9 protein-coding genes are annotated in these 11,931 nt (G+C 60.5%); all 9 read right to left on the bottom strand.

The annotated features are described in order from the left end of the window. Positions 1-41: 41 nt before the first annotated feature. The 9 genes from nusA to H4V96_RS03810 all read right to left on the bottom strand — a co-directional run bounded on the left by nusA (position 42) and on the right by H4V96_RS03810 (position 11,914). Positions 42-1,607 carry a transcription termination factor NusA gene (nusA, locus tag H4V96_RS03850; protein WP_010395279.1) on the bottom strand — a complete coding sequence of 522 codons (1,566 nt, stop codon included), beginning with the start codon at positions 1,605-1,607 and terminating at the stop codon, positions 42-44. Next, positions 1,604-2,092, bottom strand: a complete 489-nt coding sequence (gene rimP / locus H4V96_RS03845; protein WP_029496192.1) for a ribosome maturation factor RimP — start codon at positions 2,090-2,092, stop codon at positions 1,604-1,606. The genes nusA and rimP overlap by 4 nt, the downstream gene beginning before the upstream one ends. A gap of 344 nt (positions 2,093-2,436) precedes the next feature. After that, positions 2,437-4,557, bottom strand: coding sequence for a 23S rRNA pseudouridine(2605) synthase RluB (gene rluB / locus H4V96_RS03840; RefSeq protein WP_280720706.1), 2,121 nt, complete (start codon positions 4,555-4,557; stop codon positions 2,437-2,439). Further along, entirely contained in the window at positions 4,550-5,338 is a 789-nt protein-coding gene (scpB, locus tag H4V96_RS03835) for an SMC-Scp complex subunit ScpB (protein WP_010395273.1), read from the bottom strand. Before scpB ends, rluB begins: the two co-directional genes overlap by 8 nt. Before the next feature lie 398 nt (positions 5,339-5,736). Then, positions 5,737-6,756 carry a glucokinase gene (locus H4V96_RS03830; protein ID WP_010395271.1) on the bottom strand — a complete coding sequence of 340 codons (1,020 nt, stop codon included), beginning with the start codon at positions 6,754-6,756 and terminating at the stop codon, positions 5,737-5,739. 418 nt (positions 6,757-7,174) lie between these two features. Continuing rightward, entirely contained in the window at positions 7,175-8,122 is a 948-nt protein-coding gene (locus H4V96_RS03825; protein WP_196856718.1) for a VTT domain-containing protein, read from the bottom strand. Between the two features lie 27 nt (positions 8,123-8,149). After that, entirely contained in the window at positions 8,150-9,841 is a 1,692-nt protein-coding gene (locus tag H4V96_RS03820; RefSeq protein ID WP_010395266.1) for an ABC transporter ATP-binding protein, read from the bottom strand. 9 nt (positions 9,842-9,850) lie between these two features. Beyond that, positions 9,851-10,969, bottom strand: coding sequence for an ABC transporter permease (locus H4V96_RS03815; RefSeq protein ID WP_196856719.1), 1,119 nt, complete (start codon positions 10,967-10,969; stop codon positions 9,851-9,853). Between the two features lie 6 nt (positions 10,970-10,975). Next, positions 10,976-11,914 carry an ABC transporter permease gene (locus H4V96_RS03810; protein ID WP_196856720.1) on the bottom strand — a complete coding sequence of 313 codons (939 nt, stop codon included), beginning with the start codon at positions 11,912-11,914 and terminating at the stop codon, positions 10,976-10,978. Positions 11,915-11,931 lie beyond the last annotated feature (17 nt).

The raw sequence follows: 11,931 nt of genomic DNA, 5'->3' as shown, positions 1-11,931 counted from the left end.
CCTCTTTTCTATGTGTCGCGGAGATGATAAAGATACTCAAATTAAGCCTTTGCGGATTCGGCCAGACTCCATGCCTTGGCTTGCAACGCCTTGGCACGATCGTCATATTTCGAGTCAACCAACTTCATCTCATCGTCGGTCACATCTTTAAATTCACTTGTAATCAGTTCACGCGCACGGTCCGCAGACAAGGCCAGGATTGCGCCAAATTCGTCGTATGCCAGTGCTGCAAATGCTTCAACGGTCTTGATACCAGCCAGACCCAGCTTACCGGCGCTAATGCGGTCCATGCCTTCCAGACCGACCAACGCCTCGTCCATGCCTTCCAAACCCTCTTCCGAAGCAATCGCTTCGGTCACAAGCGCATCACGCGCACGGGTACGGAGTTCATTGACAGTATCTTCGTCAAACGATTCGATTTCCAGCATTTCGGAAATTGGCACGTAAGCGATTTCCTCCAGACTGGCGAAACCTTCTTCTACCAGAATATCGGCCACTTCCTGGTCGACATCGAGCTTTTCCATGAACAGGATGCGCACGGCAGCCGTTTCCTGGGCAGCTTTGTCAGCCGATTCTTCGGCCGTCATGATGTTGATCTTCCAGCCGGTCAGGTCCGAGGCCAGGCGCACGTTCTGGCCGGAACGGCCGATTGCGATTGCCAGGTTTTCCTCGTCCACGACGACATCCATCGCGTGCTTTTCTTCATCGACCATGATCGACGACACGTTCGCCGGCGCCAGGGCGCCGATGACGAACTGCGCCGGATCTTCGGACCACAGCACGATGTCGACACGTTCGCCACCGAGTTCGCCGGTAACAGCTTGCACGCGCGAACCGCGCATGCCGACGCAAGTACCGATCGGGTCGATGCGCTTGTCGGCCGTGTAGACGGCGATCTTGGCGCGCACGCCGGCGTCGCGGGCTGCGGATTTAATTTCCAGCATGCCTTGCTCGATTTCCGGCACTTCCAGCTCGAACAGCTTCATGATGAATTCTGGCGCGGTGCGCGACAGTATCACTTGCGGGCCGCGCATATTGCGGTCGATGCGCAAGATGTAGGCACGCACACGGTCGCCGATACGCAGATTCTCTTTCGGGATCATCTGGTCGCGCGGCAGGCGTGCTTCGATCTTGCCCGATTCGACGATGGCGTCGCCACGTTCCATGCGCTTGATGGTGCCGGTGACGAGCGAATCGCCGCGCTCCAGGAAGTCGACCAGGATCTGTTCACGCTCGGCATCACGCACGCGCTGCAGGACGACCTGTTTGGTATCCTGGGCGAAACGACGGCCAAATTCAACGGACTCGATCGGCTCTTCGATGTGGTCATCGACTTCGATATCGGAAATCTGTTCTTTTGCCTCGAAATGCAGGATCTCTTGATCCGGCAATTGCAGGCCCGCCTCATCGGGCACCACGTGCCAGCGGCGGAACGATTCGAATTCGCCCGTTTCGCGGTCGATCGAAACGCGGATGTCTACCTCACCCTCATACCGTTTCTTCGTGGCTTGCGCCAACGCGAACTCGAGAGCGCCGAAGACGACATCTTTATCGACGTTTTTTTCGCGCGCCAGCGCGTCAACCAATAATAAAACTTCGCGGCTCATGCTTTGCGTCCCTTAAAAACCACCTGCGGCACCAAGCGTGCCTTATCCACATCGGCGAGTGTAAACTCCAACATCGCCGGACCATCCTTACCTTCAAATTCTAACGACAATTTATCGCCCACGGGTTCTTGCAAGATCCCCTGGAACGATTTCCGGTTGTTCGTACCCGGCATCGCCACCGTCAGCTTGACGATGATTTCCTGGCCTGCGAAACGGACAAAGTCTTCCAGCTTGCGCACCGGACGATCCAGACCCGGGGAAGAAATCTCAAGACGCTCGTAAGGAACGTTCTCTACCGTCAACACATGCGACAACTGGTGACTCACCGTGGCACAGTCTTCGACCGTGATCGGACCTTTTTCAGCGGCATCGGCGGCGCTGAAATCAATAAAGACGCGCAGCAGCCCGCGCTCGGCACGTTCGACATCAACGAGCTCGTAGCCCAGACCGATCACTGTCTTTTCAATTAATCCCAACTGCTGCAAGAAATTCTCCAGAAATAAGGCCCGTTTTCGGCATGGCGGCACCGCATTGAGCGCCAACAACATGCAAAAAACACGCATTCAAGTCATATATGGCCCCTTGCGGAGCCATGACAAACGGTTCAACAAAAAAAAAATGGGCATCTGCCCATCTTCTTGTATTTCCCCAACCAGATGCAAGCACTCCCCACCAAAAAACCCTGCGGAGAACTTTTATTAGGCTGCAGATTATAACCTCTTATTAACTTCGCCGCAATGCCGCACACAAGGAGAGGCCCAGCTTACAACAGTTACAAGAGCGCGCGCCCGCAGCAAATGACCGGGCGCGCGAGAAGAAATCCTCTGAATTAACCTTTGCTGCGACGGCGCGGCATGCCATCCATGCCACCACGGTCCATACCACCACGATCCATGCCGCCACGCGGCTGGCCACCGGAGCGCGCTTGCCCACCAGCACCGCCCGCATTGCGGCGCGGACCCGTGTTGGCGAAGCCGAAAGTGGTTTGCAGCGGATCCGGCTGGCGCGCAGCGCGCTGCGGTGCGCGACCTTCAGCACCGGCAGGACGACCCTGACCTGGCGCACGCGGCGCACGACCCTGACCTTGCGGCGCACCTTCGAACGATGCCGACGAACGTGGCTGAGCACCCTGGAACGGACCTTGCGGCTGGCCACGGCCAGGACCACGCGCCTCGCCTGGACGGCCGGCGCCGCCTGGGCGACCCTGACCTTGCGGACGGGCAAACTGGCCGGCAGGCTGGCCACGACGCGGCGCGACCGGGAAAGGATCGGCGTTGCGGTTGCTCACATCGATGCGGTTGCCATTCGGCTCGTCATCGCGGTCCTTGCGCTCGACCTTGCGCGCTTCGCGGCCCTTGGCGGCGCCTGCGGCACGCGGATCGCCGGATGCCGGCATTTTCTTTTCGATGCCGTAGGCGGTCAACAGGTCGCGCACGGTATTTTCATCCATCTCTTCCCAACGGCCGCGCTTCAGGCCGCTCGGCAGGGTCATGGCGCCGTAACGGGTACGGATCAGGCGCGAGACGGTCAGGCCGATGGCTTCGAACATGCGGCGCACTTCGCGGTTACGGCCTTCGCCGATGACCACGCGGTACCACTTGTTGATGCCCTCACCACCGCCATCGGCGATCTTCGAGAATTGTGCCAGGCCGTCTTCGAGCTCCACACCGGCCAGCAACTTCTGGCGCATGCCCTCTTCCAGCTCGCCCAGGGTACGCACGGCGTACTCGCGGTCGATGCCGTAGCGCGGGTGCATCAGGCGGTTGGCCAGGTCACCGGAGGTAGTAAACAGCAGCAAGCCTTCGGTGTTGAAGTCGAGTCGGCCAACGGCCAGCCACTTGCCCGCCTTCATGGTCGGCAGGCGGTCAAACACGGAGGGACGACCATCCGGGTCGTTATGGCTGACGATTTCGCCGGCCGGCTTGTGATACACCAGCACGCGTGGCGGCTTCTTGCTGACGCGACGCTGGATCAACTTGCCATTGATGCGCACATGGTCGGTCGGCAAGATGCGCTGGCCGATGTGGGCCGGCTCGCCATTCACGGACACGCGGCCCGAAATGATCAGGTCTTCCATGTCGCGGCGCGAACCGAGACCGGCTTCGGCCAGTACCTTGTGCAGCTTCGGCGCGTCGTCGTCGGACGTCAGGTCGCGGCGCACAGCCACTTTTTGCACGCGGCCCGTGCCACCCTCTTCGCTGTCGAATGCATCGGAGGTGACAAACGAGAATACGGCATCGGCGTCGCTGAGCTTGCCGGGCGCAGCCTGGCGGCCCTTGCCTTTTTTACGGCTCTTGCCGGCATTCTTGCCAGCGCCCGGCACGTCGTTGCGCGGACCGCGCGGCAGGCGTGGGCCGGAAACGAGATTGCCGTCGGCATCGAACACATCGGCGACGGGCGCGTCAGCTTGCTCGGCAGCAGCAGCGACCTCGACTGCCTGCGGCGCTTCGGCGCGCGGCGGCTGGCGCAGTGCGCGCTCTGCCTGCACGCCACGCATCTGGCGCGGACCGCGCGTAGCACGCGCTTCGGCCGGCTTGTCAGCGACCACTTCCGGCGCCGCTTCAGCGACGGCAGCAGCAGCTTTGGCGGCGGCGCGGGCACGCGGCGGACGCGGCGCCGGGGCGCTGGCAACGTCAGCCACCGCATCGGCAGCGGCTTCGGCAGCGTCAGCCACGGCCTTCAAGGCTGGCTTGGCGCGGCTTTTCTTGGCGGCAGGTGCCGCTTCGGCAGTGGCAACGACAGCGACATCAACGGCGGCGACTGGCGCATCGGCGGCCACGTCGGCTTTCGTGCGGCGCTTCGGCTTGACAGCGACGCTGTCGCCGCTAGCGGCAGTTACGGCAGCAGCAGCCGCATCGGCTTCGATCTGCACCTTGGTGCGGCGCTTGGGCTTGGCAACGATGGCTTCGTCGGCGGCGGTTACTGTCTCGGGTGTATTCGGATTATTCATTCTTCGTTTCTTGGCTGTGCTGACCTGGCGCAGCGTCAACCGTTAGTTCTGGCGCAGGGTCGTGAGTGTAGGCTTCGTCCATGGGCGAAGCATCGGGGCCGGCATCAAGGCTTGCTGTCACATCTGTCACAGCCGTATTGCTACCTGCACCAAGCTGGGGGGCAAGCTCATTGCTTGCCTTGTCAAAATTTTCCTGCAGGGCAGCTTCCAGGGCTTCGAGCCCATTGCCCTGCATTTCACTGATTTGCTGCAAAGGCGGCAGCTGGGACAGCGAATGCAAACCCAGGTCATCCAAAAACTGCTTGGTAGTGGCCAGCAAGGCGGGCCGCCCCACCACATCGCGGTAGCCGATCGCATCGATCCAGCCACGGTCTTCCAGCATCTTGATCGTCTGCGAGTTGACGGCAACGCCGCGAATTTCCTCGATATCGCCGCGCGTCACCGGCTGGCGATAGGCGATGATGGCCAAAGTTTCCAGCGTCGCCCGCGAATACTTGGGCGGCCGTTCAGGCGTCATGCGATCAAGATACATCTTCATTTCCGGGCGGCTTTGAAAGCGCCAACCCGAGGCCAGACTGACGATTTCGATACCGCGCCCTTCCCACTCTTGCCGCAATTCTTCCAGCAATTGCTTGATCGTATCGGCACCGACGCCGACACCACGCACGCGGCCACTCTCGTCCGCATCGACGAACAGCTTTTTCAGGCTGTGGATCGTCAGCGATTCACGAGCGCACAGCAGCGCGGTTTCGAGGACTTTTTTAGCCTCAATTGTATTCATAGCAATTCTGTGCGGATGTGTATTGCAATTCGTGTGCAGAGAAAGAAATCAAAAACGTTCATTTCAACGTAACAGATGGCAGACATCGATGGTGACGCCATGCTGGGTTACTAGTTGAGGCTGTTTTTCCGACGCCTTGGCCGATGCGCGCAAAGCGGGACTAAAGCGGATGCAGTGAAAGTCCTGCCATCCATGGTGCTGACTTTGAATAACCAGCAATGAAACGCACTCCTGAGTAGCGACTTTCCCCGTAGCGAGTATGCAGCCAGACGCGAGAGAAGCAGTCGTCGTTTCATCCAACGCTGTCAATTGTACCTGATAAAAAGCGGAAAAGCGCAAAACCGGGTAAAACACGCGTTTTACCCGGCCCTGGCGCGACACATCGCCCACTGCCCGTATTACAGGGCGGCGAGTTTCTCCGAGAGAATGGCCGATGCACCCAGGAAAGCTGGGTATTGCGCCGTGATGACAAACGTCGGCACTTGCGACACATAATTGGCGAAGCGGCCCTTGCGCTCGAAGCGGGCGCGGAAACCGGAGCGCTCAAAGCGCGCCCCCAGGCGTGGCACGATGCCGCCGCCTATATAAATACCGCCGAGCGCACCCAGGGTGACGGCAACATTGCCCGCCACCGTACCGAGCATGCAACAAAACGCTTCGATGACGTCGTCGCATAGCTGGGATTCACCAGCCAGCGCGCGGCGCGTGATTTCGGCCGCCGGCAAGTCTTCGGCCACTACGCCCGCGCGGTCGGCCAGGGCGCGGTAGATCAGTTCCAAGCCATCGCCGGAAAGCAGGCGCTCGGCCGAGACGTGCTCGTATGCGCGCCAGGCGAATTGCAAAATACTCACTTCCACTTCATTGAACGGCGCAAAGCTGACGTGGCCGCCTTCGCTTTGCAGCGCGATCCAGCCGCCGTGCGAAGGGATCAGGCCCGACACGCCCAGACCCGTGCCGGCGCCGATCAGGCCGATGGCCGTGTTCGGACGGGCCGTGCCTGCGCCAATCTGATGCTTTTGCTCAGCCGACAGCTGCGGCAGGGAGCGCGCCAGGGCCGTGAAATCGTTGACCACGTCCAGGGTCGTGAAACCGCACTCTGCGCGCATGGCACTGATCGAGAACGACCAGTGATGGTTCGTCATGCTGAGGAAATCGCCGTCGACCGGGTTAGCGATGGCGATCATGGCATGGCGCACGGCTTGCCCGCCGGCGGCAGCGATATGCGGCAGGGCCAGATAGGCTTGCAGGGCGGCCGACAGGCTCGGGTAATCGGCACAGGGCAGCACTTCGACCAGGGTGATGTGGCCGGCGGCCACTTCCAGGGCGAAGCGGGCATTAGTGCCGCCCACGTCAGCCAACAGGCGCGGTCCATCGGCAAAGGCAGAAGTCGGCAGTACGGGGAAAGACGAAGCGCTCATGATTTTAAATGATGAAGTGGGACGCATGGGACGCCCAGCTTAAAGGATGAATGCGCCCGGAGGCAAGCAAAGTTTGTAGTTTAAGTACATCAAAACAAGCCTTGATTGGTAGTTCCGCTCCAAATGTAGCATGCAGGACAAAAGTTGCTCAAGGACAATGCATTATAGTAAGTACTCGCACTCTCTGAGCGCATTAAAATCATGCTGCACAGCAGCAGGAATCGCCGCCAAAGCAGCGTATGCAGGCGTTTGCGCAAAGCCGCCTTGTGCGCGGCGGCGCAGGGCCAGCACTGCTATCCCCATGCCTCAGCGACAATGTTTTCGTATTATTACTACCGATTTCTATTGCTGATTTTTACTGCTGATGTTGACTGCCAAGCTGGCGTGCCAGAGGCAGCGCCTATCCGGATGAGCAGCTTTAGCCCGGCACGCTGGCGGGCGCCGGCTGATCCGAGCGGTAGGCGGCGTTCCATGCATCGAGGCCGCCATGCAAGGGCTTGGCACGGTGAAAGCCGTGCTGCTGCAGCAGCTTGGCCACTTGCGCGGCCGTCACATCGTTGGGACAGCTGCAGTAAACGATGACATGGCGGTCCTTGTCCATGGCGATCATGGCGGGTACGGCTTCCTTGCCGTTGAAGAACAAGGCGCCCGGCACGGCCGGGTCCAAAGAGCGCGCCGTGGCGCTGCGCGCGTCGACCATCAGCGGCTGTTCGCCTTGCTCTATGAGCGCGAGCAAGGCATCGATGCCGATGCGCTCGATCTGCAGGGCCTGGCGGAAACGCCGGCGCTCAAGGAATTTATACAGCAGGAATAGGCCCAGCAAGGTAAGCAGCACCAGCAAGGCCGTGCTGCCCATGGTGCTCAGCACGTCGAGCACCTGTTGCACGCTGGCATGGAAAATCACGCCAACGAGGATGCCCGTGCCGCTCCACAGCAAGGCGCCCAGGCCCGCGTACAGGAAGAACAGTCGCGCCGGCGTGCCTAGCGCGCCCGCCATGGGCGCAGCGACGGTATTGAAGCCCGGCACGAACTTGGAAACGATCAGGGCTTTCGGACCCCAGCGCTTGAATTTGTCTTCCGTCTGGCTGACGCAGTAATCGGGTGACAGCGAAATGCGGCACAACAGCCGCAGGATGCGCTTGCCGAAATGGCGGCCCGCGCGAAACCACGTGAAGTCGCTGATCAGGCAAGCGCCCAGCGCAGCGGCCAATACCGGCCCCCCTTGCATGTCGCCATCGACGGCCAGCGCGCCCGCCACCACCAGGATGGGGAAGGCAGGAATCGGCAGCCCAAGCTGCTCAACGAGCACGATGCCGAAGACAATCAGGACACCGTAATGTTCGAGCAGGTAAATGAGGTTGGGCATGGCCGCTATCTTACCGTAAAAAGCCCCTTACAACTGCAAGCCCTTGGGTATGGCACTGAGCAGGGAGCGCGTGTACGGATGCAAGGGATTGCGGTACAACTGGTCCGAATCGGCCAGTTCCACCACTTGCCCCTTGTGCATCACCATGACCTGGTCGGCAATGTATTTGACGACCGACAAATCATGCGAAATAAAAATGTACGACAAACCGAATTCATCCTGCAAGTCCTGCAACAGGTTCAGTACCTGCGCCTGCACCGATACGTCCAGCGCCGAGACGGATTCGTCGCAGACCAGAATTTCCGGCTGCATGGTCAGGCAGCGGGCAATGGCGATGCGCTGGCGTTGGCCGCCGGAAAACTCGTGCGGATAGCGGTGGAAAGCCTGCTCCGGCAAGCCCACCTTCTCTAGCAGCCAGTAAGCCTTGGCGATGCGTTCCTGGTCATTCGCGCCGATCTGGTGGATGCGCATCGGCTCGAGCAAAATTTGCCCCACCGTAAAGCGCGGGTTCAAGGACGCGTATGGGTTCTGGAAGATGATCTGGATGCGGCGTTTATATGGCAAGTACTCCTTGTTCGGCATGGCGATTAAATCCTTGCCATGGAACATGGCGGTGCCGCCCGTGGCCTGGTGCAGGCGCAGCAGGGTCAAGCCCACCGTCGTCTTGCCGGAACCGGACTCGCCCACCACGCCTAACGTTTTTCCGCGCGGCAAAGTGAACGACACATCCTTGACGGCCTGGAATTCGCGCTTGCCGAACAGGCCTACACGCGTATAAAAGCTTTTGCTCAGATTCTTCACCACCAGCACGGGTTCGTCACCCGGCGTATAGCCGCGCGTGCGCTGTTTCACTGCCACGCCGGGCCCGGCCTTGCCCTGCATATAATCGGCAATCACAGGCAAGCGCCACGGCCGCTCGTCGAGCGAGGGACGGCAATGCAGCAATGCTTTGGTGTACGGGTCTTTGGGCGTGTCAAACACTTGCCGCACTGCCCCCGTTTCACGCACTTCGCCGTGGCGCATGACGATGACTTGGTCGGCAATTTCTCCCACCAGGCCCAGGTCATGGGTAATGAACAGCACGGACATCTGATGCTTCTTTTGCAGCGCCGCGATCAAGTCCATGATCTGCTTCTGGATCGTCACATCGAGCGCCGTCGTCGGTTCGTCGGCAATCAAGAGTTTCGGTTCGCAGGCGATCGCCATGGCGATCATCACGCGCTGCTGCTGGCCGCCCGACATTTGGCTCGGGTAGGCGTCGATCTTGCTGGCCGCATCGGGGATGCCCACTTCGTCCAGCAAGGCCAGCGTACGCGCGCGCGCCTGCTTGCGGTTCATGCCCATGTGCTGGCGCAACACTTCGGCGATCTGGAAGCCGACGGTAAACACCGGGTTCAGCGACGACATCGGCTCCTGGAAGATCATCGAGATATCCTTGCCGCACATGGTGCGCCGCTCGGCGATCGACAATTGCAGCAGGTCGCGCCCGCCGAAGTGGATGCTGGACGCGGGGGCTATGATGGTGTTATCGGGCGGCAACAGGCCCATCACGGCCAGCGAGCTGACGGACTTGCCGCTGCCCGATTCGCCCACCAGCGCGACGGTGCTGTTGCGCGGCACGTTGAACGAGATGCCCTTGACGGCTTCGAACGTGGTCTTCTTGTCCAGGCGGAAAGTAACGCGCAGGTCGCGCACTTCCAACAGGTTATTCTGGTCCATGAGCAACTCCTATTTCACTTTCGGGTCGAGCGCATCGCGCAAGGCATCGGTCAACAGCGAGAACGCCGTCACCAGCACGGCCATCGCCGTGGCGGCGGCGCTCAGCTGCCACCATTTGCCCAGGATCAGTTCATTTTGTGCCTCGTTGAGCATGCTGCCCCACGACACGGTGCCCACCGGCACGCCAAAGCCGAGGAAACTCAAAATCACTTCGGCCTTGATGAAGCCCACCACCAGGATCGACATTTGCACCAAAGCCACATGGCTCACGTTCGGGAAGATATGCGAAAACATCTTGCGCCAATGCGAGGCGCCGATGGCGTCGGCCGCCATCACGTATTCGCGCGCCTTGTGCTTGATGTATTCGGCGCGGATCAAGCGGTACGGCCCGGTCCAGCCAGTCAGCCCCAGGATCAGCACGATGGTCAGCACGCCCTTTTGCTGCAGCACGGCCGCCACCGTCAAGATCATCAGGATCGATGGAATCGAGGTGAAAATGCTGTAAAACCAGTTGAAGAAGTCATCGACCATGCCGCCAAAATAGCCGGACACGGCGCCAAACAATGTGCCCAGCACGACGGCCAGCAAGGCTGCCACCAGGCCCACGACGATCGACGTTTCGCCGCCCTTGATGGTTTTCTGCACGATGTCGTGGCCCCACTTGTCGGCGCCGAACGGCAAGGTGGACGCCTTGTGTGCGATCAGCTTCTTCGTCTTGCCCATGCCGGCGCGCAAGGCCGTCAAGTCGTCGGCCAGCGGATCGGCAACGCCATACATGTCCACGCCGGCAGCAGGGTTACTCCCCATCTGGGCGCGCAGCTCCGCGATATCCTCGGCCAGCGGGTCGAGCACATTGACCGGGGTGGGCGCGCTGCGCTCGTCGGACAAGGGGATGGCGCCGTCAGCGGCTGCGGACGCATCCTGGTCGGCACCGATGAAGGTCGGCGGCGCATAGCTGAGGGCCACTTCATCTTCCCAGTTTGCCCCTACCAGGCCACTGGCGGACGCCAGCACCAGCAGGAAAAACGCCGCGACCACGGCCAGCGATACCATTGCAATCTTGTCGCCGCGCAAGCGGCGCCACGCCAGGGCCCACAGGCCGGGCGAAGTATGGGGTTTCGACATCATCTCTTTCTACTTCAGTTGTACGCGAGGATCGACCGCCTGGTACAGCAGGTCGGTGAGCAGGTTGAAGAGCATGGTGGCGGCGGCGACATACACGGTGATCGCCTTGATCACCGGAAAGTCGCTGCGCTCGACCGCCAAAATCACTTCACGCCCGATGCCGGGGATGCCGAAAAAGCGCTCCAGCAGGAAGGCACCGATCAGCAGGGCCGGCAAGTTCGACATCACATAGGTGATGATGGGAATGCCGGCATTGCGCAACACGTGCACCCACATGATGCGCCCTTCCGTCAAGCCCTTGGCACGCGCCGTGCGCACGTAATCCTGGTTCACCTCGTCGAGCACGAAGGTGCGGAACAGGCGCAGCGTCGGTGCGATGGACACCGCCAGGCCGATCAGGATCGGCAAGGTGGCATAGCGCAGCAGGTTTTCCCAGAAGCTGTCGCCCCAGCCCTGCACGGGGAACAGGCCCAGTTTATAAGCGAAGCCGTACTGGAAGACGATGATGTAGACGAGGATGGAAACCGACATGCCCACCGTGCAGGCGATCATGACGGCGCGGTCCGTCAGCGAACCGCGGACAAAGGCGATGGCCAGCGCCAGCGCCACGCCAAAAAAGGTTTCCAGCACGGTCAGCGGGATCAGCACCATCATCGACGGCCCCAGACGCGAAGTGATGATGTGAGACACGGATTCTCCCGTGGCCCAGCTCTGGCCGAAGTCAAAGGTGACGATCTGCTGGATGAAGATCCACAGCTGTACGTAGTACGGCTGGTCGACACCGAGCTGGCGGCGGATGTTGGCGATGCTTTCCGCACTCGACATCTTGCCGGCCAAAATGTAGGCAGGATCGCCACCTACCCAATTGAACAGCATGAACACCAGCAGGACCACGCCCAGCATGGTCGGCAGCATCTGCCACAAACGGCGCAGGATATAAGCGAACATAATGATTCCTTGTTGTA

The organism is Janthinobacterium sp. CG_23.4 (genome assembly GCF_029892305.1).
Classification (GTDB): Bacteria; Pseudomonadota; Gammaproteobacteria; order Burkholderiales; family Burkholderiaceae_D; genus Janthinobacterium; species Janthinobacterium lividum_D.
This window is presented reverse-complemented; position numbering and strand designations above follow the sequence as displayed.